Source organism: Variovorax sp. 54 (assembly GCF_002754375.1).
Lineage (GTDB): Bacteria > Pseudomonadota > Gammaproteobacteria > Burkholderiales > Burkholderiaceae_C > Variovorax.
The window spans coordinates 326,306-352,078 of record NZ_PEFF01000001.1 but is presented as its reverse complement, the minus strand read 5'-3'; the positions used below and the strand labels follow the sequence as shown (position 1 = coordinate 352,078).

General features: G+C 67.8%; 19 protein-coding genes. 10 read left to right on the top strand and 9 right to left on the bottom strand.

Annotated elements, in window-relative coordinates; translation table 11 throughout:
• Positions 1-45 precede the first annotated feature (45 nt).
• The 3 genes from CLU95_RS01650 (at position 46) to CLU95_RS01640 (ending at position 3,621) form a co-directional block, all read left to right on the top strand.
• Positions 46-705 (top strand): response regulator, encoded by a 660-nt coding sequence (locus CLU95_RS01650; RefSeq protein WP_062478105.1) that lies wholly within the window; start codon positions 46-48, stop codon positions 703-705.
• Positions 706-716: 11 nt separating this feature from the next.
• Positions 717-2,057, top strand: coding sequence for an ATP-binding protein (locus tag CLU95_RS01645; protein WP_257214506.1), 1,341 nt, complete (start codon positions 717-719; stop codon positions 2,055-2,057).
• Between the two features lie 76 nt (positions 2,058-2,133).
• Entirely contained in the window at positions 2,134-3,621 is a 1,488-nt protein-coding gene (locus tag CLU95_RS01640) for a Do family serine endopeptidase (RefSeq protein WP_099789827.1), read from the top strand.
• An 18-nt stretch (positions 3,622-3,639) separates the two neighbouring features.
• Here the strand turns inward: CLU95_RS01640 and CLU95_RS01635 are convergent, their stop codons facing one another.
• From CLU95_RS01635 to CLU95_RS01625, 3 genes are all read right to left on the bottom strand, one after another.
• Entirely contained in the window at positions 3,640-5,508 is a 1,869-nt protein-coding gene (locus CLU95_RS01635) for a sensor histidine kinase (RefSeq protein WP_257214505.1), read from the bottom strand.
• Positions 5,509-5,512: 4 nt separating this feature from the next.
• Complete coding sequence (locus CLU95_RS01630; RefSeq protein WP_099789824.1) at positions 5,513-6,151, bottom strand: response regulator; 639 nt, start codon at positions 6,149-6,151, stop codon at positions 5,513-5,515.
• A 209-nt stretch (positions 6,152-6,360) separates the two neighbouring features.
• Complete coding sequence (locus tag CLU95_RS01625; RefSeq protein ID WP_180288509.1) at positions 6,361-7,335, bottom strand: energy transducer TonB; 975 nt, start codon at positions 7,333-7,335, stop codon at positions 6,361-6,363.
• Positions 7,336-7,518: 183 nt separating this feature from the next.
• Here CLU95_RS01625 and CLU95_RS01620 point away from each other — a divergent pair, with 183 nt between their 5' ends.
• The gene (locus CLU95_RS01620; RefSeq protein WP_099789819.1) at positions 7,519-7,932 is read left to right on the top strand and encodes a PaaI family thioesterase; all 414 of its coding nucleotides are present in this window, start codon (positions 7,519-7,521) and stop codon (positions 7,930-7,932) included.
• Between the two features lies 1 nt (position 7,933).
• Here CLU95_RS01620 and CLU95_RS01615 read toward each other — a convergent pair whose 3' ends face one another.
• From CLU95_RS01615 to CLU95_RS01605, 3 genes are read right to left on the bottom strand one after another with little or no spacing between them, the layout of a single operon-like run.
• The gene (locus tag CLU95_RS01615) at positions 7,934-8,470 is read right to left on the bottom strand and encodes a GrpB family protein (RefSeq protein ID WP_099789816.1); all 537 of its coding nucleotides are present in this window, start codon (positions 8,468-8,470) and stop codon (positions 7,934-7,936) included.
• On the bottom strand, positions 8,467-9,333 hold the full coding sequence (locus tag CLU95_RS01610) for an alpha/beta fold hydrolase (protein ID WP_099789813.1): 867 nt from the start codon (positions 9,331-9,333) through the stop codon (positions 8,467-8,469). Before CLU95_RS01610 ends, CLU95_RS01615 begins: the two co-directional genes overlap by 4 nt.
• Positions 9,334-9,363: 30 nt before the next feature.
• Entirely contained in the window at positions 9,364-10,266 is a 903-nt protein-coding gene (locus CLU95_RS01605) for a LysR family transcriptional regulator (RefSeq protein WP_099797066.1), read from the bottom strand.
• A gap of 114 nt (positions 10,267-10,380) precedes the next feature.
• On the opposite strand from CLU95_RS01605, the gene CLU95_RS01600 reads away from it, so the two are divergent.
• A complete protein-coding gene (locus tag CLU95_RS01600; protein ID WP_099789809.1) occupies positions 10,381-11,394 on the top strand; it encodes a zinc-dependent alcohol dehydrogenase family protein in 1,014 nt (337 codons plus the stop codon).
• A 7-nt stretch (positions 11,395-11,401) separates the two neighbouring features.
• On the opposite strand, the gene CLU95_RS01595 is transcribed toward CLU95_RS01600, so the two are convergent.
• The gene (locus CLU95_RS01595; RefSeq protein WP_099789806.1) at positions 11,402-12,478 is read right to left on the bottom strand and encodes an MBL fold metallo-hydrolase; all 1,077 of its coding nucleotides are present in this window, start codon (positions 12,476-12,478) and stop codon (positions 11,402-11,404) included.
• 81 nt (positions 12,479-12,559) lie between these two features.
• On the bottom strand, positions 12,560-13,447 hold the full coding sequence (locus CLU95_RS01590) for a peptidoglycan-binding protein (protein ID WP_099789803.1): 888 nt from the start codon (positions 13,445-13,447) through the stop codon (positions 12,560-12,562).
• 178 nt (positions 13,448-13,625) lie between these two features.
• Between CLU95_RS01590 and CLU95_RS01585 the strand changes: the two genes are divergently transcribed.
• Positions 13,626-13,856, top strand: coding sequence for a hypothetical protein (locus CLU95_RS01585; RefSeq protein WP_099789800.1), 231 nt, complete (start codon positions 13,626-13,628; stop codon positions 13,854-13,856).
• A 37-nt stretch (positions 13,857-13,893) separates the two neighbouring features.
• Here the strand turns inward: CLU95_RS01585 and CLU95_RS01580 are convergent, their stop codons facing one another.
• Entirely contained in the window at positions 13,894-14,295 is a 402-nt protein-coding gene (locus tag CLU95_RS01580) for a GreA/GreB family elongation factor (RefSeq protein ID WP_099789797.1), read from the bottom strand.
• Positions 14,296-14,574: 279 nt separating this feature from the next.
• Here CLU95_RS01580 and CLU95_RS30805 point away from each other — a divergent pair, with 279 nt between their 5' ends.
• From CLU95_RS30805 to CLU95_RS01565, 4 genes are all read left to right on the top strand, one after another.
• Positions 14,575-14,760 (top strand): hypothetical protein, encoded by a 186-nt coding sequence (locus tag CLU95_RS30805; RefSeq protein WP_180288508.1) that lies wholly within the window; start codon positions 14,575-14,577, stop codon positions 14,758-14,760.
• Positions 14,761-15,359: 599 nt separating this feature from the next.
• Positions 15,360-15,869 (top strand): hypothetical protein, encoded by a 510-nt coding sequence (locus tag CLU95_RS01575; RefSeq protein WP_257214783.1) that lies wholly within the window; start codon positions 15,360-15,362, stop codon positions 15,867-15,869.
• A gap of 162 nt (positions 15,870-16,031) precedes the next feature.
• Positions 16,032-18,932, top strand: coding sequence for a DUF11 domain-containing protein (locus CLU95_RS01570; RefSeq protein ID WP_099789792.1), 2,901 nt, complete (start codon positions 16,032-16,034; stop codon positions 18,930-18,932).
• Between the two features lie 265 nt (positions 18,933-19,197).
• Complete coding sequence (locus CLU95_RS01565) at positions 19,198-25,524, top strand: DUF11 domain-containing protein (protein WP_099789789.1); 6,327 nt, start codon at positions 19,198-19,200, stop codon at positions 25,522-25,524.
• Positions 25,525-25,773: the final 249 nt, after the last annotated feature.

Sequence of the window (25,773 nt, the reverse complement as noted above, 5' to 3'; positions counted from 1 at the left end):
TTCGGCGCCGGCGCGGCCTCGAACCCCCGACAACGGACATCCACCATGCGACTCCTGCTTCTCGAAGACGACGTGATGATCGGCGAAGCCGTGCTCGACCTGTTACGGGCTGAGCAGTACGCCGTCGATTGGGTGAAAGACGGCGACGCCGCCGAATCGGCATTGCGCACCCAGCAGTACGACCTCGTGCTGCTCGATCTGGGCGTGCCGCGCCGCGACGGCCTGGAAGTGCTGCGCGCGCTGCGTGCGCGCAAGCAGCGCATGCCGGTGCTGATCGCCACCGCGCGCGACTCGGTGCAGCAGCGCATCGAAGGCCTCGACGCCGGTGCCGACGACTACGTGCTCAAGCCCTATGACCTCGACGAGCTGCTGGCGCGCATCCGGGCCTTGCTGCGGCGCGCGTCCGGTCGCGCCGAACCGGTGTACGAGCACATGGGCGTCAGCATCAACCCTGCCACGCGCGAGGTCGCGGTGAACGGCGAACCGGTGGTGCTGTCGGCGCGCGAATGGGCGGTGCTCGAGCCGCTGCTGGCCCGCCCGGGCATGGTGCTCTCGCGCGCGCAGCTCGAAGAAAAGCTCTACGGCTGGAAGGACGAGATCAGCAGCAACGCGGTCGAGGTGTATGTGCACGGGCTGCGCAAGAAGCTCGGCGCGGAGCTGATCCGCAACGTGCGAGGCGTCGGCTACATGGTGCCCAAGGCATGATGCGCCGCGTGATGCGATGGACTGGATCGCTGCGCGCGCGGCTGCTGGTGTTCTTGCTCGCGGCCATCGTGCTCGCGGCCGGTGCGCAGGCGCTGGTGGCCTACCGCACGGTGCTGAAAGAGGCCGACGACATCTTCGATTACCACATGCAGCAGATGGCGCTGTCGCTGCGCGCGGGGCTGCCGCCTAGCGCTGCCGTGGGTGGGCTCGGCGGCGCTGAGCAGAACTTCGAATTCGTGGTGCAGGTGTGGACCGTCGACGGCGTGCGCATCTTCGAGTCGGCCGAAGAAGCGGCGCTGCCGCAGCTCGCGGTGCTGGGCTTTGCCGACGTGCGCGCACGCGGCACGACCTACCGCGTGTTCTCGATGCAGACGCGCGGGCTGGTGATCCAGGTGGCGCAGGACATGGCGGCACGGCGGAACATGGCCGGCTCGCTCGCGCTGCGCACCATCGTGCCCGTGGCGCTGATGGCGCCGCTCTTGATGCTGGTCGTGTGGTGGGTGGTGAGCCTGTCGCTGGCGCCGGTGGCTCGCGTGCGCCGGCAGGTGGCATCGCGGCAAGCGGACGACCTCTCGCCCGTGAGCGAGGAGAACCTGCCCGAAGAAGTGCGCCCGCTGGTGCAGGAACTCAACCTGCTGTTCGGCCGCGTGCGCCATGCCTTCGACGCACAGAAGCACTTCGTGGCCGATGCCGCGCATGAACTGCGTTCGCCGCTGGCGGCGCTCAAGCTGCAGGTGCAAGGCCTGCAGCGCGCGCCTGATGACGCGGCGCGCACGCTGGCCGTGAGCCGGTTGTCGGCCGGCATCGACCGCGCCACGCGTCTCGTCGAGCAGATGCTGGCGCTGGCCCGCCACGAGGCCAGCATGGCTGCGGGCGCGAAGCCCGAGACGGTCGATCTGGCCGAGGTGGCGCGCCTGGCGATTTCCGATGCGGTGGCGGCCGCGCAGGCGCGCCGCATCGACATCGGCGTCGCGCAGGCCGACGCGGGCGCGACGGTGAGCGGCCAGCCCGAGGCGCTGCGCATGCTGTTGCGCAACCTGATCGACAACGCCGTGAAGTACACGCCCGAAGAAGGGCGGGTCGATGTCGGCATCGTGAAGCGCGCCGATGCGGTGGAGCTGCGCGTGGACGACAGCGGCCCCGGCTTGCCCGAGGCCGAGCGTGCGCGCGTGCTCGATCGGTTCTATCGCTCGGGCGAGCCGCAGGCGCCGGGCAGCGGGTTGGGGTTGGCGATCGTGAAGTCGATCGCCGACCTGCATGGCGCCACGGTGGCGTTGGAAAAGTCTGAGAGCCTCGGCGGGCTGTGCGTGCGCGTGGTGTTCGCTCCCCGAGAGAAAGTGGATTCCGTTTAAGCGACGCCTAAGTCAAGGCCGCGACATTCCTTTCATCGTGTTTGCGCTCCGGCGCAGGATTGAAAGGAATCGAAGAATGAAAACCGCCTTGACTTCCCCCCGTGCCCTCGTGATCGCGCTGGCCGCCGCCGGTGTGATCGGTGCCGTCGGCGCCGGGGCCTACACCAGCGCCCGCGCCGTGGGTGCGCCGGCCACCGCTGCCGCCGTGGCCGCGCCCGCCGCGATGGTCACCTTGCCCGACTTCTCGACCATCACCTCGCGTGACGGCCCGGCCGTGGTCAACATCAGCGTGACCGGCACCGAGAAAGCCCCGGACGACGACACCATGGCGCAGCTGCAGGGCATCGACCCGGACGATCCGATGTTCCAGTTCTTCCGTCACTTCCAGGGGCAGATGGGACCGCGCGGCCAACAACAGCAACAGCAGCGCGCCGTGCCGGTGCGCTCGCAGGGCTCGGGCTTCATCGTGGACCCGAGCGGGATCATCATGACCAACGCCCACGTGGTGAAGGATGCGAAGGAAGTCACCGTCAAGCTGACCGACCGCCGCGAGTACCGCGCCAAGGTGCTCGGTGCTGACGCCAAGACCGACATCGCGGTGCTCAAGATCGACGCGAAGAACCTGCCCGTGCTCGCGCTGGGCAACACCAAGGACCTGAAGGTCGGCGAATGGGTGCTGGCCATCGGCTCGCCCTTCGGCTTCGAGAACACGGTAACGGCCGGCGTGGTGAGCGCCAAGGGCCGTTCGCTGCCCGACGACAGCTACGTGCCCTTCATCCAGACCGACGTGGCCGTGAACCCCGGCAACTCGGGCGGGCCGCTGCTCAATGCGCGCGGCGAGGTGGTCGGCATCAACTCGCAAATCTACAGCCGCAGCGGCGGTTACCAGGGCGTGTCGTTCGCCATTCCGATCGACGTGGCCGTGCAGGTGAAGGACCAGATCGTCGCCACCGGCAAGGCCACGCATGCGCGCCTGGGCGTGGCGGTGCAGGAGGTGAACCAGGCCTTCGCCGATTCGTTCAAGCTCGACAAGCCCGAGGGCGCGCTGGTCTCGAACATCGAGAAGGGCGGCCCCGGCGACCATGCGGGCCTGAAGGCGGGCGACGTGATCCGCAAGGTCGACGGCCAGGCCATCGTGTCGTCGGGCGATCTGCCGGCCGTGATCGGCCAACAGGCGCCGGGCAAGAAGGTCACGCTCGAGGTGTGGCGCCAGGGCGAGCGCCAGGAGCTGCAGGCCAAGCTCGGTGATGCGAGCGACAAGCCGGCGCAGGTTGCCAAGGCCGACAACACGGCGGGGCAAGGCAAGCTCGGCCTCGCGCTGCGTCCGCTGCAGCCGCAGGAACAGCGCGCAGCGTCGATCGACGGCGGTCTGCTGATCGAGGACGTGGCCGGCCCGTCGGCGATGGCCGGGGTGCAGGCCGGCGACGTGCTGCTGGCGATCAATGGCACGCCGGCCAAGAGCCTGGAGCAGGTGCGCCAGGCGGTGGCCAAGGCGGACAAGTCGGTGGCGCTGTTGATCCAGCGCGGCGAGGACAAGATCTTCGTGCCGGTGCGCCTGGGCTGACCGGCCGATCTGGCGCGCTCAGGGCAGCGCGCAGGGCCAGTCGAGCGAGACGCGCGTGCCACCGGTCTGCGCGTCGGCCCGCTCGATCTGCAACCGCGCCCCGATGGCCTGTGCCCGCGAACGCATGTTCGCGAGGCCATGGCCACCGGGGCGTTCGTTCGCCTGCAGCCCGCGGCCGTTGTCGGTGAGCACGATGCGCACCAGCGGCGGCGTCTGCTCGCCATGCCAGCCCACATGCATCACGATGCGCGTGGCGCCCGCATGCTTCAGCACGTTGGTGAAGGCCTCGAGCAGGATGCGTTGCAGTTGCAGCGCGGCCTGCGCGGCGAAGGGCGCGAGCGTGGGGATGAGGGCGACGTCCCACACCAGCTCGATGCCGGCGGCGTCCAGCCGGGGCTGCAGGCGGTAGCGCAGCGTGGCCAGCACGGTCGTCAGGTCGTCGTGCATGGGCTGCAGCGAATCGACGGCCATGCGCATCTCGTCGAGCGCCAGCTTCACGTGCTCTTCGACCACATCGCGGTCGGGCGCGGGCTGGTTCACCACGTTGAGCAAGCCCACGAGCTGCGAGCCGACGCCGTCGTGGATCTCCCGCATGATGCGCTGGCGCTCCAGCAGCACGGCCTGTTCTTCCTGCTGCTTGCGCACGGTTTCGAAGGCGCCGCGCAGCTGCTCTTCGCGCTCGGCCACGCGCGCGGCGAGGTTGGCGTTGAGCGAGCGGTAGTCGGCCACGGTGCGGCTGTAGCGCTCCACCACGAGGCCGGCCAGGATCATCACGAAGAAGAAGATCGCGTGCGAGGTGAGCGTGTAGTACGCGCCGCCGAAGAGGCCCATGCGCACCAGCAGCAGGTCGTGCGCCCCGGCCAGGATGGCCAGCGTGCCCGCCGCCATCAGCACGCCGGCGATGCGTCGCCGGGCCACCAGCGCCCCATGCACCACGTAGGGCAGGCAGATGGTGCTCGTGAGCTGCAGGATCGCCAGGCCCGTGGTCCACAGCGCCGGCAGTGCAAAGGCGAAAGAGGCGCAGGCCAGCGCCACCGACAGCGCCAGCGCGCCGTAGATGGAGCGCACCAGCCATGGCGGGTTGCGGTCGAGCACCAGCAGCACGAAGCGCGCGATCAGTCCGATGTGGCAGGCATAGCAGACCGCCACCACCGCACCCCACAGCGGCCAGGGCACGGGCCCTTCGGTCAGCACGCGGTCGAGGTTGCGCGCCACGCCCGAGAGCGCCGCCAGTGCGAAGCAGCCGTAGAGCGCGTCGCGCTGGCGCAGCCACAGCCCGGCGGCCAGGCCGCCCATCAGCAGCAGGCTCACCGCGTAGACGATGGCCGAGGTGTTGCGCCAGTTCTGCTGCGAGCGGTGCAACGGGGCCAGCGAGGCCTCGGGTCCGTAGAGCACGCTGGCCAGCCCGCCGCCGCGCTGGCGTTGCAGGGTGGCCTGGATGTGCAGCTCCTGCGTCTGGCCGTTGCCGCGCCGCAGCGCGGCGGCCAGCGGCACCAGGTGGTTGGCCTTGGCGGCGTCGTAGGTGGGGTCGCCGAGCACGCCGTAGTTGGCGACCAGTGCGCCGTTGAACCAGACCGCGACCTGGTTGCCCAGACCCGACATCAGCAGCGCCTGGGCTTCGCCCTCGCGAACGGCGTCCGCCGGCAGCACGATGCGGTAGCTGGCCTTGCCGCCGCGCCCCGGAAACTCGTGGTCCCAGCGAAAGGGCAGCTCCACCTGCCGCACCTGCAGCGGCAGGCCGTCGGGTTCGAGGGTGGCTTCGGCCCAGCGCACGTCGGTGGTGCCCGGCGGGTTGGCGGCATGGGCGAAGGGCGCTGCGAGAGCCAGCCACAGCAGCAGTAGCAGCAGGGCCCGCAGAGAGGGAAAGAAAAAGACGGGGCGGTTCACGCGGCTAGGAAAGCCGGCCTGGAGGACGGGTCGCCAACACGGCTTCCGAGGGGGGGGGCGCATCCAGCTTGCCGTAGATGTTTCGAATATGGGTTTGAACCGTCGATGCGGAGACTCCCATCTGCGCGCCGATTTCGGCATAGGTGAAACCACGAGAGACCCGGTCGAGCACTTCGGCCTCGCGCGACGAGAAGTGCCCGGGCGCGCCGTCGGACGCCTGCCAGCGGCGCAGCAACTGCCGCGCGATGCCCGGCGGCAGCGGGGAGCCGCCGGCGCCCAGGTGGCGCAGGTGCGCCGCCAGGTCGGCCTCGGTGCCGTCCTTGAGCAGGTAGCCGCGTGCGCCGGCCTCGAAGGCCTGCACCATGTGGGTCTCGTCGCCGAAGATCGTCAGCACCATCACCGCGCAGGCCGGCTGCATGCGGCGGCACTGGCGGATCACCTGCAGGCCGGGGTGGTCGGGCAGGCCGAGGTCGACCAGCAGCACATCGACCGGGTTGTCCGTGAGCCAGTTCAGGATGTCGACCGCGTTCGAAGCGCTGAAGGCCAGCGCCAGCGCCGGGTCGGCGCCGATCACGCGCGCGATGCGCTCGCGCATGCCGCTGTCGTCCTCGACCACGGCGACCTGGGTGGCGGTCAGGGGCATGGCGGGCTTCCGAAAGCGAGACCGAGGCCGAGGCGCATGGGCAGATCCGTTTCCGTTCGGAGGTTGCAGGTGCCGCAAGCCTATCGACCGGTATCGGGCGGGCCCATCCTATAGACGGGGGAGGGAGGTACCCTGCCGGCGCGCGATGGTGTCCAGCCGTTTGGTGACGCGCGCTACAACAACTGGTTCGAAGCACCGGCGGAGGTGCGCTACCTTTGAGCGGGCTCGGGGCGGGACAGGTTCGATGGAGTCTGCGGGAATCGATCGAACCCCGTCTCGAACGGGAGCACGAAAACGATCTGCTTGATTTCACTGCCGGGCACGCGGGGCAGCGGGCCCAGCGTGGCGGCGCGTCGTGCCGCCTGCTCTGCCCGTTGTTGCGCGGCCTCGTTCGCAGAGCCCAGCACCAGGGCGTTCGCAATGCTTCCGTCGCCATTGACCGTGAGGGCCACGCGCAGATTCCGGTTCACGAGGGGCGCGCCTTCCTCCACCTCGATGGCGTCCATCCGCGATTGCACCGCGCGGACGTAGTCGAGCAACGGCCATTCCAGCGTCTGCATGTCAACGACTCGGACACCTGCTCCCAGTTGGGACTCCAGCCGGGCGCTGGCGTAGCTGAGCTGCAGCGATTTCCTGGCGTCCTCGGGCGAGACGTTTTTCCGCCCGATGACGGCCTGCGGGCGGCTTGCCTCAGGATCGGTTGTGGAGGGCGTGAGGAGAAAGTTGACGGGCTGCCGAAACCGGGCCCTGACGGGTTGGCCGTCGAGTGTTTGCGGCTGGAACCGCCATTGGCGCACGGCAAGAACGGCGGCGTCGGCCAGGACGCGCGGCGGATTGCCCAGCACTTGGGTGAGGGCCACCTCTCCCTCCAGTCCGATCACCAGGTCGATGATGACCCGACCTTCCACGCCACAGCGCCTGGCCCATGCGGGGTATCGAGGTGGGACGGTGGACAGCGCCATCGGCGGCTGGTCGAAGACATCGCGCAGGAGCCCGCCTTCGTTCCTGGCCACGCCGTCGTTGAAGTCCTGCGTGAAGCGCTGGCGGGTACCTTCATCGATCATGTGCGCCGGGTCGTGGATGGCGACGGCGCAGATATCCGGCTTGGGCGGCAGACCGGCCGCGGGTTGCTGATTGGACTGTGGCGCGGTGAATCCAGCAAACGGCAGCAGCGCGGCGATCATGGCGCCGAGCAAGGCGTGAGGCGTTCTCACGCTTCTCGGCGCTCCAGTGTTTCTTTGCATGGGTTTTTTCTTTCTTCTCCGAGCCAGCCTTTTTATCTGAAATTCGTGAAGGGGCCCGTGCCCGGTAGTGCCCGCGCTTTCGGCAGAGAATGCCCGCTGCTCCACCTGCTGCGAACAAAACCAATGAACGACGAACTGGAAGCCCGCATCCGCTCGGGCCAGGCCCTGTCCGAATCGATGGGCAACTTCCATGTGACCGGATGGGACGCCGAGCACAAGACGCTGAAGGCCGCCTTCACGGTGCGGCGCGAGTACTGCCACACGAACGGCACCATCGCCCAGGGCGGCTTCATCACAGCCTGGCTCGACGCCGCCATGGCCCACGCGGTCATGCACGACACGGAGCAGTCGCAGACGGTCTTCAGCCTGGAGATCAAGGTGAGCTTCTACGAGAAGGTCGGTCCTGGCGAAGGGCGCGTCGAGGGGCGTGTGATCCGGCGCGGGAAGCGCGTGGCGTTTCTTGAAGCGGCGCTCTACAACCCCGATGGGAAGCTGGCGGCCGAGGCCACGTCGACCGGGATACTGGCGAGCCTCTAGGTTAGGTGCGCCCGACCTGGGCCTGTATCTCCCGGATCACCGCTTCCTTTTCCTGGTTGTAGATCTGCGGGTTGGCCGGGTCGACGCCGTGGGCCCGGTCCTTGGCTTCTTCGTACTTCCTGCGCAGGTCGGGGCGCCGGTCGAGGACTGCCATGAACGCCAGCGAGTCCACGTGCACCGGGTCGCCGCGATGGCAGATGTGCAGGTTGACGTTGAGCCTGCGGCCGTCGTGCAGAACGGACGCGCAGACGTAAGGCTTCTCGTCCGTGTCGACCCACACGGGGCGGCGGTGAAACCCGAGGGCCTCTAATGCCGTCTGGGCCGTGCGCAGGTTTTCATGAGGCGTGATCGCCGCGATGTCCACCATCGGCTTTCCTCGCAAACCGACGATGGCCGTGCTCCCGATGTGCACGAGTTCCACGCCTTCGAGGCGCGCCTGTACATGGCGCTGCACCTGCGCGAACACCTCGGCATACGCCGCGTCGTACGGCAGGATGTGGCGCTGGTCCAGGCCTTCATCGAAGGCGAGGAGTTTCATCGCACGATGCGCGCCAACCAGGCCAGCAGCACGGCCACGACTTCGTCGCGGTTGGTCTCGTTGAGCGTCTCGTGGCGCGCGCCGCCGAACACATGGCACGACACGTCGCGCAGGCCGGCGTCGCGGTAGCGCTGCACCAGCGGGTAGAACCATTCGGCCTTGTTGCTGACCGGGTCCTGGTCGCCGGTGAACAGGTACAGCGGCAACTCGGGGCGGATGCGCGTCTGCATCGCGGCAGGCGTGAGTTCGTCCAGGTTCGCGAACATGGTCCCCATGCCTTCTGCCGACACGGTGAAGCCGCACAGCGGATCGGCGATGTAGGCATCGACCTGCGCCGGGTCGCGGCTGAGCCAGTCGAAGGGCGTGCGCACGTCGGGCAGCGCGGCATTCATGTCTTCGAGGCGGAAGCCGCTTTGCAGCGCGCCGCCCAGCAGGTCGAGCGCCGTGGTGCCCGACAGCACCGCGCCCGACAACAGCTCGCTGTGGCGCACCAGGTAGTACTGCGTGGCGAACGAGCCCATGCTGTGGCCGACGAGGATCAGCGGCAGCCCGGGGTGCTCGGCGCGCGCGTGGCGGCTCAGCAGCGCCATGTCGTCCACGAGGCCCGTGAATCCGCGCGGGCCGAACTCACCGAGTTCGCCGCGCGCCGAGGCGCCAGGGCCATGGCCGCGGTGCTCGTTCGCGTAGACGACGTACCCGGCCTGCGTGAGCGCATCGGCCAGCGGCCGGTAGCGCAGCGAATGCTCGCCCATGCCATGCGCCAGCTGCACGATGGCCCGGGGTGCGGTGCCCTGCCAGCGGTGGGCCTCCACCGGATAGCCGTCGTTGGCGGTCAGTTCGAAGTGGGTCTCGGTGCTCGACATGCGGGGTCCTCCATGGAAGTGGGGTGAATCCTAATCGTTGACGGCCCGCAGCATGGCTTTGCGCAGCCACGCCTGGGCTGGGTCCTTGTCGGTCACTGCGCGCCAGGCCATCCGCAGCTGATAGGTGGGGCTTTCGAAGGGCAGGGGCTCGCAGCGCAAGCCGCCTTGCGCCGACAGCGCCAGCGCCACATGTTCGGGCACCGTGGCCAGCAGGTCGGTGCCGGCGAGCACGGCGGGCAGGCTGCCGAACTGCGGCACCGAGAAGACGACGTCGCGCTGGCGTCCGAGTTCGCCCAGCGTTTCGTCGACGGTGCCGCACAGGTCGCCGGCATAGGTCACGAGCACGTGGCGTCGGCGGCAGAAGTCGTCGAGCGACAGCTTGCCGGGGGCGGTGTCGGCGCGGAGCACGGCGAAGCGCGCGGTGCGGACCTTGCGCACCTTCGCATCGGCGGGCAGGTCCTTCAGAAACGACATCACCGCGCTGACACGGCCCTGGTCGAGATAGCGCATGGCGTTGCGGTAGCAGACGGTGAGCGTCACCAGCTTGGCGCCGGGCACTTCGGCGCTCAGGGCGCGCAGCAGGCGGGGCAGCATCGCGATCTGCAGGTCGTCGGTCAGGCCGATGCGGAACACCGGCGCGGCGCGCTCGGGTTCGAAGTCGGCCTGCGCGCGGAAGGTGGCCTCGATCTGCGCGAGCGCGGGGCCCAGGCCCTGCATCAGGGCGAGCGCCCGTGCGGTCGGCTCCATCACGCGGCCCTGGCGCACCAGCAGTGGATCGCCGGTGAGATCGCGCAGCCGCGCCAGCGCATGGCTCACCGCGGGCTGGCCGAGGTTCAGTCGCTCGGCAGCGCGGCTGACATGGCGCTCGCGCATGAGCGCGGCCAGCACGGTGAGCAGGTTCAGGTCGATGCGGTTGAGTTCGATGGGTTTCATCGGGGTCTTGGCGTGATCGATGGTGCGCATAGCGACTATCCCGCGAATCGATTTCCTTGATGGCGCTGCGGCCTCTAGATTGAAGCCATCGGTCATTCAAGAAGGAGAGTTTTCATGAACAGGATGGTTCGCTTCCACGCGTTCGGCGGTGCCGAGGTGCTGACAGTCGAAGAGGTCGCAGTGCCAGCGCCGGGCGCCGGCGAAGTGCGCATCGCGGTGCAGGCCATCGGCCTGAACCGGGCCGACGCGCTGTGGCGCGAGAACCTGTATATCGAAGACGCGACGCTGCCGGCCGGGCTGGGCAACGAAGCCGCCGGCGTTATCGAGGCGGTGGGCGAGGGCGTCGAAGGGCTGGGCGTGGGCGACAGGGTCGCGGTGCTGCCGGGGGCGGGCCAGGGGCTGTATCCGACCTACGGCGACCGCATCCTCTTTCCGGCCGCACAGGTGGTGCGGTATCCCGCCAACCTGTCGGCTGCGCAGGCTGCGGGCGCCTACATGGCCTACCTCACGGGCTACTTCCCGATGTTCGAGATGGTGCGGCTGCGGCGCGGCCAGGTGATGTTGGTCACCGGGGCTTCATCGGGCACCGGCATCGCGGCGCTGCAGATGGCGCGCGCGGCGGGCATCGTCGCCATCGCCGTCACGCGCACGGCCGCCAAGCGCGACGCGCTGCGGGACGCGGGTGCGACGCATGTGGTCGTGACGGACGACGAAGACGTGGTCGAGCGCGTGCTGACGCTCACCGAAGGCCGCGGCGTCGACCTTGTGTACGACGGCGTGGGTGGTGCGCAGGTCGAACGGCTCGGCGATGTGGTGGCGCATCGCGGGTTGTATGTGCTGTATGGCCTGTCGGGTGGCGCCGAGTTCAAGTTCCCGGTGATTGCGCAGTTCCGCAAGAGCTGGCGTTTCCACGTCTACAAGGTGCTGGAGCACACGGGTGCGGCCACCATGGGGTTGTCGCGCGACGAGGGCGCGTTGGGTCGTGCGTTGGCTTTCATCGACGCAGGCCTTGCCGATGGCTCGCTGCATGTGCGCATCGACCGGACCTTCGCGCTCGACGACGTGGTGCAGGCCCACCGCTACCTCGAGCGCGCCGGGCACATCGGCAAGGTCGTGCTCGAGATCTGAGCGACGCTCAGGCGGTGGACGTCAGCCGGTACCAGGCCACCCCGTCGTCGGCGATGTCGCACGCGATCTCGCCGCGGTGCCGCAGGTAGTTGAGGCAGGCGAGGCTTTCCCCCGTCGCCATGCCCAGCAACTGCACGTCGGATTCGGCGATGCTGCGGGCGAACAGGCTCGTGAACACATCGACGGCGCGCTTCGGCGTCTTCAATGCGTTGCGCAAGCGGTCGAGCGCGCGCTCCTGTCCGTGCTGCAGCCGGTCGATGCGCGCATGCAGCCCTCGGAAGCACTCGTTGTGCGACGGCAGCACGAGCACGTCGTCGGGCACTTCGCGCTTGAGCTTGGCGAGCGACGAGAGCCAGTCGGCCATCGGGTCGGCGTCGGGCTCCACGGGTGAGACCGACACGTTGGACGAGATGCGCGGCAGGATCTGGTCGCCAGAGATCAGCACCTTCAGGTCGGGGCAGTGCAGGCACGCATGCTCGGGCGAATGGCCGTTGCCGGTGACGACGCGCCAGTCGTGCGCGCCGATGCGCAGCACCTCGCCATCGCGCAGGCGGCGGAAGCTGTCGGGCAGCGGATGGATGTGCTTGCCGAAGTTGCCGAAGCGCGTGCGGTAGGTCTCGATGGCGGCTTCGCCCCAGCCGGCGCGCCGGTAGAAGGCGATGGCGTCGTCGGGGGCTTCGCGGCCGGTGTCGGACACCATCACGCGGCACATGAGGTACTCGGAGCGGGTCATCCACAGCCGCACGCCGAACTTGCGCGTGAGCCAGCCGGCCATGCCGACGTGGTCGGGGTGCATGTGCGTCACGAAGACGCGGGTGAGGCCGCGCGTGTCGGGTGAATTGGCGAAGAGCTCGCGCCAGACGGCCACCGTTTCCTCGGTGCGCACGCCGGTGTCGACCACGGCCCAGCCATCGCCGTCGTCCAGCGCCCACAGGTTGATGTGGTCGAGCGAATAGGGCAGCGGCATGCGGATCCAGTGGACGCCCGTGGCGACCTCGATCGACTTGCCGCGCGGCGGAAGCTCCGCAAAGGGATAAACGAGCTTGCCCTTGGCTGCTTCCGCCGACTCTTCCAAACCATCCATCGTGTTCACCTCCAGAAGGGTGAATTGTGAACCCGGTCGATATCCAAACCGGGTCGCCTCGAAGACGATGGACGGCCGCGCTTACTTGCGGCGCGTGCGGGAGGCGCCCGGCGCCGAGGTCTGCGACGGGGCTGCGCCGCCGTCCACGCCCAGCCGGCCGCCGCCGCCCAGGCCCTGGCCACGCACGGTCTGCGCCTTGTAGTTGCGCAGCGAACGGACCATCTGGTTGAAGGCGTCCATGAACGCCGCCGCGATCACCTTGCCCTGCGCGGTGTTCGTGTAGCCGCCGATGCCACCGGCACCGCCGCGGCCACCGAGACCGCCGAAGCCCGCGAAATCGGTTTTGGAGGCGCTGCCTTCGGCCGCTGCCACCTGCACGCCCGAGCGGTTGTCGATGAGCGTCAGCAGCGCGCTGGCTTCCTTGGTCTGCAGGCTGGCACCGACGGCCGCGATGGCACGGCCACGGCCGCCGCCCACGAGGCCCCCGAGCGCGCCGCCCAGGCCGCCGGCGTCGTTGTTGCTGAACACGATCTCGGGCGACAGGCCGTAGTCGGACGCCACCATCTGGCCGCGGCCGAAGTTGCTGCCGCCGCGCATCTCACCCGACTGCATCAGCGCGCGCTCGCGCGTCATGGCGTTCATGCCGGCCGCGCCGCGCTCCACCACCACGAAGCAGTTCGACTGCTGCACCAGCAGGCGCAGCAGGTTGGCCGTGGGCGGCAGGCGGTATTCACCCGTGAGGATGGTGTACCAGCCGGCGTTGACGTTCTCGATCAGCGAGACGGTGCCCAGCGGCGAGTCGCAGCGCTCGAGCTGGCTGCTTTCGCCCGAGGTGGCGCCGCCGGCAGCGCTGCCCGTGGCCGTGGTCTTGGCCGACGGGGCGCCCATCTGCATGTCCATGGTCTGGCAACCGGAAAGCGCGAGCAGGCCTGCGAGTGCGCTGGCAAGAGAGAGTTTGGAAAAAGGCATGTCCCTGTCCATCAAATGAAAACAATGTGACGACCGCCGCAGGGGCAGGCGCCGCGCCCGCGGGACGATACGAGGCGCCCGATGCGGGGGCCAGTGTCGAAAGTCACCCAATCAGGAACATTTGTGGCGCTTGTTGAGGCTTGGTTACAGTCCGGATTCCATTCGCAGGAGTTCTCAGATGGCCACAAAGAAGAGGAATGTCGTGGGAGAAGCCGCCGTCGAGCTGACGACGCAGCAGGTCGCGCAGGCCCTGGCCATTGCCGGGGCGTCGGGCTACAGCGGCAGCGCCGACCCGTCGTTCGTCGGTGCGGTGCTGGTGGCGCTGGCGGTCAACACGAGTTCCGTCAGCGCGACCATCGACAGTGCGAAGAGCCGGGGCCCCGCCGGCGTCGGCGTCATGCAGCACTGACCGGCCGGCGGCAGCGCCGGCCTGAACCGGCGCACTCTCAGGTCGTGTAGTCGCCGCTGGCTTCCGGCTGGAACAGCACGGCGATCACGCGCGCGCTGTGTTCGCCGCCGTCGGGTGTTTTCCAGCGCGCGACCGCGCCGATCTTCTGGCCGAGCAGGCCGATGCCGACGGGCGAGAACACCGAGATGAAGCCCGTGGTCGGCTCTGCGTCGACGGGATAGCAGATCACGATCTTCTGCCGCTGTCCGCCGGGCAGGTCTTCGATTTCCACCTGCGTGTACATCGTGACGATGTCCGAGGGCATTTCCCGCGAAGGAAGAATGTCGGCCGTGTCGAGCAGATCGGACAGGGCCGGGGGAAGGGGGGCGTCCGCGAATTTGCTGAGACGGACGTAATCGAGTTCGGTGAGCGTGCGCTCCCCGTGAACAGTTGCAAGCATGAAGCACTCCAGATGAACGCAACCCGCCTTTCAAACGGACAGGGTCGCTACCGCGCGGTGTGGTGCCCGGCGGTCAAGGTGTGCGCATCAAGAAGAAGGTAGCGGACCGCCGGGCTCAGGAATGTGCGGACGTGCGTCGGAAGACCGACGTGGTCGCCGCGACGACGACCGTGCGACGACCGGCCGCTGCCATGGGCAGGGCTGCGCGTGCAGGGTGTAGACGGGGCGAGAAGGGAGCCATGGGGCGAGTGTAGGTGGTTCTGGCCAGATTGGCTAATTATGGCCTTACGAGTTCACGAAGGCACCATCGCCGAATTAGGTGAAGTGGTCAAAGAAATACCTGAACCCGAAACAGAAAAGATCGATTGCCTTGAGACGAATCTGCTCAATGGTCGAGCGCCTCTTTTTTTCTTTGAAGGGGTGGGCGTTGCGGGCGTGAAGTTTTTCCGTTTTTTAATAACATGAATGCAAAAAATGAATTGAATGGCTGGCGCTTCAGTGATTGGTTCTGAGTCATTTTTAAGAATTCGAGAATAATTTCCAATGAATGAAGTGGTTGATTTTTCTTTTTGCATGAAACATTCGGAAGATCATTTTTTCGACCAAGCGAGAACAAGTTCGCACGGACGAAACTGTCAAATACCTGTCGATTGCGTTTGCCATCAATTGAGATGAATTGTTTTAATTGACGCGTAAGTCGAAGAGGAAATATATTTAAATTCAGTAGCGCCGAGATCGGCTTGTTCCATGTGTGGTCAATACTTCTCACTTTCTAAGTTTCCGGAATTTAAGTGGTTGCGATAGAAGTCCAATGGCATAAGAATTCAGTACACAAGAATTTGACGAGTTGATTTTTGTCAAATCTCTGGAGAATCATCCGTTTGCATGCAATGGGCATTGTTGATTGCAAGCAAATGCGGTGAATTTATTGAATATTGTTAATTGAGGTTCGAATGACAGCATCCACGTGGAATCGGCTCCCGGCAGCACCGCAAAGCAACAGAGGCACGGTTCGGCGGATGGTCCGCGCGGGGCTGGGACTTCTTGCCGCGGGGGGTATGGCTGTGGCGTTGGCACAACCTGCCACGTCGGTGGAGGCCCCGCGAGCACCCGCAACGGCCAAGGCGGTGACCGTGGTGCTGACCCAGTCGAAGGTGGTCAAGGGCCCGGACGGCAACGAGCAGCTTCAGGACGCGGCCACCATCAAGCCGGGTGACGTCATCGAATACAAGGCCACGTACACCAACAACACGAGCAAGTCGGTGAAGGGCCTGGTGGCCGATCTTCCGATCCCCGAGGGGCTGGAGTACCTGCCACGCAGCGCCAAGCCCGGCGCCAGCCTCGTGAAAGCCGCCACCAAGGACGCCGTCTTCGAGCCCGAGCCGCTTGTTCGCAAATTGGCCGGCGGCAAGACCGAGCCCGTTCCCTACAGCGAGTACCGCATGTTGCGTTGGAGCCTGGGCCAGTTGCCCGCCAACGGCAGCACTGCCGTGAGCGCGCGCGCCAAGGTTGAAGCCGTCGCGCCGCCACCGGCGCCGCTCGCGTCCGCCGCACCGCCCCCGCGCGGCAAGTAAAGGCCGCGCCGCACCTCGCGCGCTGCGCGAGGCGAGGGCGCCTGCCTTTTCCACAGACCTCCCATTTTCGAGTGCCAGTCGGCAGGTACGCGTTCGCCCGGCGAAACGTGCCGGCCAGGTTCTTTCGTGTTCCCGTTCATTGACAACAGAGGAGAAAACTACGTGATTCCCACCAAGCCAACCCGACGCGTCACCGGCTGCAAGCCGTCCGCGCCCTGGGCAGGCGCAGCCGCATTGACGCTGGGCTTCCTTTTCGGAAGCCCGGCTGCACTGGCCGCTTCGCCGCCCGCCAACACCGTCATCGGCAACCAGGCTTCCGCCAGCTATTCAGACGCTGCCGGAACCACCCAGGTCGCCACGTCCAACCTGGTGCAGACCACGGTTCTCCAGGTCGGCTCGTTCACGCTCGACAACGTCGACCGCATCACGACGACCGTCGTCAACACCAAGTCCGGCGCTGCCGGCGCCACGGTCTATGCACCTCACGTGCTGACCAACACCGGCAACGGCGTCGACACCTTCAGCCTCACGGTCAAGGCCGATGCAGGCAAGTTCTCGCGCGTCGAAGTCTTTGCCGATGCCGATGGCAACGGGCTGCCCGACAGCACGACGGCGCTTTGCACGGCCACTGCCGCAGACGTCTGCACGGTGACCCCGGCGCAGAGCGTGCCGGGCAACAACGGCGCGTTCCGCTTCGTCGTGGCCTACACGATCCCGGGCTCGGCCACGGGCACGGGCGATTTCGACAAGGCAACGATCACGGCCATCCCGGGCACCCTGGCGCTGTATGCCGCACCGAACATCTCGGCGGCCGACAAGGACGAGGTCAAGCTGGCCACCGATGCGGTGTTCAACGTCACCAAGTCCATTGGCGCTCCGTCGGTCGCAGCACCGGGCAACGGCGTCTGGCCGGCCGCCTCGGCCAGCGGGCCCCGGTCTTCCGCTGCCTGTACGCCCGTGAGTTGGACCAACGGCCTTGCATCGACTGACACCTGCAAGTACACGGTCTATACCCTCACCTTCAACAACACGGGTGGCGCACCCGGCAAGTTCGCGCTGTCCGACACGCTGCAGCCGGGGCTGACCTATGTCGCGGGTTCCGCGGTGTGGAGCGGCGCGTCCGGTACGGCACTGGGAGACGGTGCGGCCGGCGATCCGTCAGGCATCGACTTCCAGGTGAGTGGCGACACGGTGAATGCCGTGGTGACTTCGCTGAACCCGAACGTGACGCAGACGCTGAGCTTCGTGGTGCTCGTGAACAGCAGCGCTGCAGTCGGCACGTCGACCACCACCAACGTGGCCCGATACGATGCCGCGAACGCGCCGCAAAGTGTCACTGCAGCAGCGATTGGCAGCACGCTCGGCTCGTCCACCAATCCGGCGGCCTACACGGTTCTGGCGCGTTACAGCATCGTGGTCGGTTCCAACCCGTCCACGTCTGCAACGGGCGCTGACGTTACGCCCGGCACACCGAACCCCGCGGGTCAAGACTTGACCACGAAGCTGCTGGGCGTCGCAGGCGGCAGCGTCCGGTTCCCGCAAATCGTGTTCAACACGGGCGGCGCCACCGATGCAGTGAACCTGTCGATCTCGACCCACACCTTCCCGTCTGGCACGAGCTTCCAGTTCTTCGCGGCCGGCAGCGGTGCACCGCTGCTGGACACGAACGGTGACGGCATACCCGACACCGGCCCGATTCCGGCTGGCGGCAGCATCAACATCGTGACGCAGGTGCAGCTGCCGCCCTCGGTGCCTGCCAACGTGGCCTACACGGCCACCGTTCTGGCGCGCTCCACGAGCGACAACACGAAGATCGATGCGACCGAAGACCGGCTCGATCGGGTGGTCGACACCCTGGTCGACTTGACCAACACCAAGATAGGCACACCCGATCCAACAACGAACGGTGACCTTGGCGCGGGCCCCAGCCCGATGCCCACCCAGACCCATGAGACGAGTCCCGGCACCGGCACACTCTTCACGCTGTGGGTGAAGAACTACGACGACGTCGATGCGATCTACAACCTTTCCGCCAGCCAGACGACCGGTTTCCCGGGCACGCTGCCGGCAGGCTGGACGGTCAAGTTCGTCCCGTTTGGCGGCACCTGTGCATCGTCGGCAATCTCGAGCATCTCGGTGCCTACCAGGGGGCAACAAGCGCTCGAAGCCTGTGTCACGCCGCCTTCCTCGCAAGCCGCCGTGGCCGGACAGAAGATCTACTTCAAGGTGCAATCCACCGCCGTAGCCTCGACCGGCGCGATCGCTTCCGACGTCAAGACCGACGCCGTGACGGTGACCGCAACGGCACTGCAGAAGGGCGCTTCGCTCACGCCGAACAACAGCGGCCAGATCGCGCCCGGCGGCACCGTGGTGTACGCACACACGCTGACCAACATCGGCAGCCAGAGCTGCGGCGCCTACACGCTGACGGCCACCGTGCCTTCTGCAGATGCGACGCAAGGCTGGACCACCACGGTCTACCTCGACGTCAACGGTGACGGCCAGATCGATGCCGGCGACACGCCGGTGAACGGGCCGCTGACGAGCCTGGCGGTCGGCGCGGCGCAGAAGCTGCTGGTGCGCGTGTTCGCGCCGGGTGGCGTGAGTGCGGGTGTCAGCAACACCACGACGGTGACGGCCACCTTCACGGACCCGGCGCCCAACTGCGGTACGCCGTCGGCGACCGACATCACTGCCGTGATCACCGGTCAGATCCGTGTCGTCAAGACGCAGGCGGCCGATGCGACCTGCGACGGCGTGGCGGATACCGCTCTTGCGGGAACCGCGTTGCAGCTGAAGCCCGGCCAGTGCATCGTCTATCAAGTCGTTGCCACGAACGAAGGCGTCGTGCCGGTGACCAACATCGCCATCAACGACGCACTGCCGCCCTACACCACGCTGAGCGTGAAACAACCTGCATTGCAGTGCGAGGCACCGGGCATAGGCGGTACGCCGCTGGCCTATGCGTCGACTGCCACTGCCGTGAGCTGCGGCAGCACAGCCAACACCTTGGCCCCAGGTGGCAAAGCCACGCTGACCTTCGCCGTGCAGATCAACCCCTGATCCGGCGCCAGAGCCGCCGACGGTCCGCAAGGGCCGTCGGCGGCCTCCCGCGAGGCCCGGTTCATTCCCGGCGCCTCGCCTCTTTCCCCTGCCACTTGCACGCACATCACCGCATGCGAGCCGTGCCGATCTGACAGGCGGCAGAGGAAAGAGTTTTCAAGTTTTCGACGCGCCTCCTGCATCTGGAGGCTGACGGAAGGTTCACTGCGTGCAATTTCTTCTTTGTTTCTACCCGCGCGTTCTGGCGCGTCGATGGTGCGGCGGCATGGCCGCCGCGCGCATCGCGTTTGCGGCCTTCGGTCTTGTCCTGGCCGCGGCGTTCGCGCAAGCCGCGCCGGCGCCCGGCGGCATCGTGATCCGCAGCATCGCGACGGGCACCTACGTCCCTGCCGGCCAGGGGCACAGCGAAACCGCAAGTTCCAATGTCGTGATTGCGAGCGTGCTGCCCGTGGAAGCGCTGTCGCTCACGCAGGACCAGCGCGTGAACCGACCGCCGGGGACCGTCGCCACGCTGAGCCACCTGCTCACCAACACAGGCAACGTGGCGTCGAACTACGTTCTCAGCTTCGTCAACAACGGCGCGGGTTGTTTGGCCGATGGGCTCGACCTTTCTGCGCTGCGCGTCGCCCGCGACAGCAACCACAACGGCGTCGTCGATGCAGACGATCTGGTGCTGATTCCCGGTGCCGCCGGCACGCTCGCGCTGCAGCCCGGCCAGACGGCCGAACTGCTGGTGCAGGGCACCGTTCCCGCTGCAGCCAGCGGCAGCGCCTGCCTGCTGCTCACGGCAACCACGGCGCTGCAGGGCGCCAGCGCGAGCAACCGCGACATCGTCGAGGTCGGCTGCGTTGCCGTGCTCGCCCTGGTCAAGTCCGCCAGCTATGCAGGTGTCGTCGTTCCTGGCAGCACGCGCATCGACTTCAGCATCTCGGGCACCAACACCGGCGCGCGCGATGCGCAGCCCGGCGGCACGGCCGCACCCACCGGCACGCCGGTGCTGGTCAATGGCAGCCCCCGCAACCTGCTGTTGTTGCGCGACGTGGTGCCCGCCGGCACCCGCTACATCGCAGGCAGCCTGCAAGGCACGGCCGCCGGAGCGGTGCGCCTGTTTCGCATGCCCGGTGACCCCGACTTCAGCTATCGCACCGCCGAAGACGGCGCCGCTGTCGAGGTCGCCATCGGCGTGCCCACCGCGCTCTCGCGCAATGCCTCCATCGCCATGCAGTTCGCGGTGCAGGCGAAGGCCGATCTCACGGGCGATATTCGCAACACCGCGCACAGCCAGTACAACGACGGCGTGGCTGCCGCCGCGTCGCCGTCCAACACGGTCGTCATCGCCGCGAGCCCAACGCAAGGCCAGAGCCGCATCGGCGTCGCCAAGGCTGCTTCCACCCCGCGGATGAACCGTGGCGCCGACGGCCAGCCCGACGGCACGGCCACCGTCACCTTCGATGTCAACGTGCGCAACTACGGCACGGCCTCGCTCTACGGTGTGCAGGCCGTCGACGTCCTGGAAGGCCCCGGTGCCGCGCAATTCGGCACCCGCACCACCGCTGCGGCTCCGGGCCCTCACCAGTACATGGTCGTGCCCGGAACCTTGACCATCGTCGGCAGCCAGGGCGGCGGCGCTTCCGGCACCGTGGCTGCGGTCAGCGGCGCGTTCGACGGCACGGCTTCTGCCCAGAACCTGCTTGCGCCCGGCGCGATGCTGCCCGCGGGCGGCCAGTTCACCGTGCGTTTCGACGTGCGCTTCAACCTCGCAGGCCGGACAGGCACGCTGCTCAACACCGTGCGTGCACAGGCCGCACTTGCTGCTGGCGGCCCGCCCGCCGTCTTCGACGATTCCGTCAACGGCAGCAACCCCGATGCCGACGGCGACGGCAACCCCACCAACGACACCTCGCCCACACCGGTGTCCACGCTGCTGCCCGTGCTCTCGCTCGCCAAGAGCGTCTCGCTGCCGCGCCGCGTGGGAGAGGGCGTCTACGAACTCGACTACCGCTTCAAGGTCAGCAACACCGGCGCCGCGCCGGCGCCGAACGTGCGGGTGATCGACAACCTGAATTGCACCTTCGACATGGACCGGCCCGACGGCCTCGTCGCCGCCTGGGAGCTCCGCGGTCCGCCCAAGGCGCGCCACGGAATCCTTCAGGTGACCCCCGGCTTCACCGGCCGCGCGGCCTGCGACCGCGAGGCCGCCGCCAGCGTCGACCCGTTCAAGCTGCCCCTGCAGGCCGTGCTCGGCATCACCGACGGCAGCCGTGCCCTGGCGCCCGGCCAGAGCGAAGAGCTCGAGTTCACCGTGCGCGTCACCCGCAAGCCCTCCAGCAGCGGCGTCCGCGTGCCGTTCACCAACAAGGCCTGGGCCGCTGCGTTCGAGCAGAACACAGCCAACCCCACGCCAGCCATGCTCGTTGCTGCGAGTGCCAGCAGCGTGTCGTCGATGCTGGCCGACCCGCAGGGCACGGTCTACAACGCCGTCAGCCGCCAGCCCGTGGCCGGCGCCGTTGTCACCATCGCGCGCCAGTCGTGCGTCGACGCAGCGGCCAAGCCCATGACGCTGGCCGAACTGTTCGGCGGCGACAGCGGCCTTTACCGCGCGAACGCCAACGGCAGCCTCTCGATGACCACCGGTGCCGACGGCGGCTACCAGTTCTACTTCCTGTCGCCGCCGGTCACCGGCATCTGCACCTACGCGTTGAGCGTGGCGTCGCCTGCGGGCAGTGCGTATGCCTCGCCTTCACAGCTCATTCCGGCCACGCCCGGCGCCTACGGCCGCTGCGGTGCCGTGGTCCCGAACGCTGCGTCGCCGCAGGGCGCGGAGCCCACCACCCACCACTTCTCGCTCAAGGCCGGCTTCGACGCCTCGGGTGCGGCCTGCGACGTGGTGAACAACCACATCCCGCTGGACCCGGGCAACGTGCTCGGCCTCGTGTTGCGCAAGGAAGGCAGCAAGCGACAGGTCGAGTTCGGCGACTTCCTGGACTACGCACTCGTCGTCACCAACAAGACCGGCTTTCCCGTCACCGGCCTGAGCCTCGCCGACCAACTGCCGCCGGGCTTTGCCTACGTGGCAGGCAGCGCGCGGCTCAACGGTGCAGCCACGGCTGATCCCGTGGGCGGCGCCGGCCCCGGGCTCACGTTCAAGCAACCGGGCCTCGCGCTCGGCATCGACCAGTCGGCCTCCGTGCGCTACCGCGTGCGCGTCGGTGTCGGCGCGCCCACCAACGGCGACGCCATCAACCGCGCAAGGGCCAGTTCAGGGCCCATGCAGTCGAACCTCGCCCAGTGGACCGTGCGCGTCACCGGCGGCGTGTTCTCCGACGACGCTTTTCTCTTCGGCAAGGTCTACATGGACTGCCGACGCGATGGCCGCCAGGAAGGCTCGGACGAAGTCGGCGTGCCCGGCGTGCGCCTGTACATGGAAGACGGCACGCACGTCATCACCGACGTCGAAGGCAAGTGGAGCCTGTACGGCCTCAAGCCCGTCACGCACGTGCTGCGCGTCGATCCGATCACCTTGCCTGCGGGCGCGAAGCTCGAAGCGCTCGACAACCGCAATGCCGGGCGCCCCGACAGCCGGTTCGTCGATCTCAAGAAGGGCGAGTTCCACAAGGCCAACTTCGCCATTGCCAACTGCGACACGCCCAGCGTGATGAACGACGTCATCGCGCGGCGCGAGGCCATCGCTGCCGTGCCCGACACCGAAGCCGAAGCCCAGGTGCGCATGCGCCTGGACCCCGAAGGCAAGGTCGTGCCCGTGGGCGACCGGCGCTCGCTGCCCGCCAGCGGTGAAGTGCGCGGGGGCGGAAGCACCGGCACCATCCAGACCAGCTCGGCGCCGCTGATCGCCATGCCTGCTGCATCGGCCTCGCTCAGCAGCTTTGTCGGCGGTGCGTCGGGGCAGGGCAGCACGCTCAGCGCGACGACCGGTGGCGGTGCGACGGACAGCGCTGCCCCCGTGGGCAGCCTCTTCTCCGGCATGCGTGTGTCGCGCGGCATTGCGCAGCCGACAGCGGCGGCGCCACTGCTGCCGCAGGCGGTCCCCAGCCCCATCGATCTCGAAGCCTTGCTGCCTCGCATCGAAAGCAACGCCCTCGGCTTCATCGACCTCAAGGACGGCGACACCGTGCCCTCGACCTCGCTCAACGTGCGCGTCAAGGGCGAAGCCGGCATGGCATTGCGACTGAGCGTCAACGGCCAGGCCGTCGAGGCGCGGCGCGTCGGCAAGAAGACCGAGCAGGCCACCGGCCTCAAGCATGTGTACGACGACGGCGAGGTGCGCGCCACCACGTATGCCTCACGCACCGCGCAGACCCAGCAGATCGAAGAGTTCCGCGCCGTCGGCACCTCGGGTCCGTACTACCTGAGCGCCAAGGGCGGCGAGTTCGTCGACAACAGCGAGCAGGTCGAGATCGTCGTGCGCGACCGCAACCAGCCCGACCTCGTGCTGCAGCGCACGGCCGTCACGCGCTTCGTCGACTACACCGTCGAGCCGCTCACGCGCCGCCTGCTCTTCACGCGCGCCATCGCGTCGGTCGACCCGAACCTCAACCCGCAGTCCATCCGCGTGACCTACGAGGTCGATGCGGGCGGGCCGAAGTTCACCGTGGCTGGCACCGACGTGCAGCTCAAGGTGGCCAAGAACCTGCAGGTCGGCGTGGTCGCCGCCATCGACGAAAACCCCGAGAACCGCCGCAAGCTCGGCGCGCTCACCGCCCTGGCCCGCCTCGGCGACAACACCACCGTTGCGGGCGAATGGGTGCAGACCGACTCCGACCGCAACGGCAAGGGCAGCGGCGCCCGTGTCGAGCTGCGCCACCAGGGCGAAGACCTTGCCGTGGCCGCGCTCGCGAGCAAGACCAGCACCGGTTTCGACAACCCCGGTGCGAGCTTCTCGGCGGGGCGCACCGAAGCCTCGGCGCGCGCCGAATACCGGCTCGACACCACCACCGCCTTGCGCAGCGAGCTGCTCTACGGCCAGGACGCGCTGCGCGAGGGCAGCCGCCGCGGCATCACCGCCAGCGTGCAGAAAAAATTCAGCGAACAGCTCGTGGGCGAGGTCGGTCTGCGCTACGGGCACAACGGCACCGGCCTGGGCAGCGGTTCGGGCTTCGACTACGGCCAGATCTCCACCTACAGCGGCAACCTCGGCAGCGGCGTGGCCGCCAACAACGTCACCGCGCTCGGCGCGGCGGCCAATGCCGGCACCCAGGCCAACGCGAACGACGACGAACTGACCACCGTGCGTGCGCGCCTGTCGGCGCAGGTGCCGGGCGTGCCGCAGGCGCAGGTGTTCGTCGAAGGCGAGCAGGACACCCGCAAGTCCGATCGCCACGTGCTGGCCGTGGGCGGCAACTACGCCGTCACCGACAAGACCCGCCTGTACGGCCGCTACGAGCTGGTCTCCAGCCTCTACGGGCCGTACGAGCTGAACGCGGGGCAGTCGAACAACGTCGGCATCGTCGGCATCGAGAGCGCCTACATGGAGGGCGGGCGCGTGTACAGCGAGTACCGCCTGGCCGACAGCCTCGAGGGTCGCGCCGCGCAAGCGGCCACGGGCCTGCGCAACACCTTCAAGCTCACCGACGAGTGGCGCCTGACTGGCGGCATCGAACACACGCGCCAGATCGGCGGCTTGCGCAACAGCGGCAACAACGGCACCGGCTACGCGAGCGGCCTGGGCGGCGACTCCACCGCGCTCACGGGCGGTGTGGAATACACCAGCGGGCGCATCAAGGCCAGCGGCATTCTCGAAGGCCGCCACGGCGACGACGCCAACACGCGCCTGTTCAGCGCAGGCTACGGCTTCAAGATCGATCCGTCATGGAGCCTGCTGGCGCGCAGCGTGATGAGCGCCAGCGAAGGGCAGGGCGCCAATGCCGGCAACGCGCACCATCTGGCGCGCCACCAGATCGGCCTGGCCTACCGCCCCGTGGACACCGACAGCTGGAACGCACTCATGCGCTACGAGCGCCGCTCCGAGCGTGTCACGGGCACGGGCAGCGCCACCGGCGCACTCGACGGCGCGAGCGTCTTCGGCACGGGCCACGGCAACGCCAGCCTGCCCGGTGCCACCAGCGCCGACATCGTCTCGGCCCACCTGAACTACAACCCGCGCCCCGGCACCGTGATCAACGGGCGCTACGCCGCCAAGTGGTCGCGCGCCGACGACGGACTGCTCAAGAGCACCTACTGGGCGCACCTGCTGCAGGCGCGCTACACGCAAGACCTCAACGACGACTGGGACCTGGGTGTGCAGGCCGGCCTGCTGCGCGGCAAGGGCGGCGGCCTGCAGAAGACCCTCGGTGTCGAACTCGGCTACCAGGTCATGAAAGACCTGTGGGTGTCGGCGGGCTACAACTTCGTGGGCCTCAAAGACCGCGACCTGGCCGCCAACGACTACACGAGCAAGGGCGCGTACATCCGGCTGCGGTTCAAGTTCGACGAGACCACGCTCGGGGCTGCTTCGGCGGGCGCTGCGGCGCGGCCGATGGGCAGCAAGGCAAGGGGGCAGAGCGAAGCCGCCGCGCCTGCAGGCGCCGCCACGGCAATAACAGATACAGCAGCAAATGACGATGAGAAGAACTGATTCGATGCGGTGCGCGGCTGCGCTTCGCTGCCCACTCGTTTGGGCGTTCGCCGTGGCGTTTGTGCGGCGCACAGGGCGCTTCTTTCATGCCTTGCGCGGAATCGTCTTTCTGGCGACCTCGCTGCTGATGGGTGTGCAGGCCATGGCAGCGGAGGTCTGTGTAGCGATGCGGGGGACCTACGCGGGGGTCGTTGTCACTATGGAGGGCCAATGTGAGGCCTTGAGCACTGTCTACGGAACTACTTACCT

Coding starts and splice junctions, on each gene's coding strand:
- CLU95_RS01650 (WP_062478105.1), top strand. CDS start 46: ATGCGACTCCTGCTTCTCGAAGACGACGTGATGATCGGCGAAGCCGTG.
- CLU95_RS01645 (WP_257214506.1), top strand. CDS start 717: ATGCGATGGACTGGATCGCTGCGCGCGCGGCTGCTGGTGTTCTTGCTC.
- CLU95_RS01640 (WP_099789827.1), top strand. CDS start 2,134: ATGAAAACCGCCTTGACTTCCCCCCGTGCCCTCGTGATCGCGCTGGCC.
- CLU95_RS01630 (WP_099789824.1), bottom strand. CDS start 6,151: ATGCCCCTGACCGCCACCCAGGTCGCCGTGGTCGAGGACGACAGCGGC.
- CLU95_RS01625 (WP_180288509.1), bottom strand. CDS start 7,335: ATGATCGCCGCGCTGCTGCCGTTTGCTGGATTCACCGCGCCACAGTCC.
- CLU95_RS01620 (WP_099789819.1), top strand. CDS start 7,519: ATGAACGACGAACTGGAAGCCCGCATCCGCTCGGGCCAGGCCCTGTCC.
- CLU95_RS01615 (WP_099789816.1), bottom strand. CDS start 8,470: ATGAAACTCCTCGCCTTCGATGAAGGCCTGGACCAGCGCCACATCCTG.
- CLU95_RS01610 (WP_099789813.1), bottom strand. CDS start 9,333: ATGTCGAGCACCGAGACCCACTTCGAACTGACCGCCAACGACGGCTAT.
- CLU95_RS01605 (WP_099797066.1), bottom strand. CDS start 10,266: ATGAAACCCATCGAACTCAACCGCATCGACCTGAACCTGCTCACCGTG.
- CLU95_RS01600 (WP_099789809.1), top strand. CDS start 10,381: ATGAACAGGATGGTTCGCTTCCACGCGTTCGGCGGTGCCGAGGTGCTG.
- CLU95_RS01595 (WP_099789806.1), bottom strand. CDS start 12,478: ATGGATGGTTTGGAAGAGTCGGCGGAAGCAGCCAAGGGCAAGCTCGTT.
- CLU95_RS01590 (WP_099789803.1), bottom strand. CDS start 13,447: ATGCCTTTTTCCAAACTCTCTCTTGCCAGCGCACTCGCAGGCCTGCTC.
- CLU95_RS01585 (WP_099789800.1), top strand. CDS start 13,626: ATGGCCACAAAGAAGAGGAATGTCGTGGGAGAAGCCGCCGTCGAGCTG.
- CLU95_RS01580 (WP_099789797.1), bottom strand. CDS start 14,295: ATGCTTGCAACTGTTCACGGGGAGCGCACGCTCACCGAACTCGATTAC.
- CLU95_RS30805 (WP_180288508.1), top strand. CDS start 14,575: ATGGCCTTACGAGTTCACGAAGGCACCATCGCCGAATTAGGTGAAGTG.
- CLU95_RS01565 (WP_099789789.1), top strand. CDS start 19,198: ATGGCCGCCGCGCGCATCGCGTTTGCGGCCTTCGGTCTTGTCCTGGCC.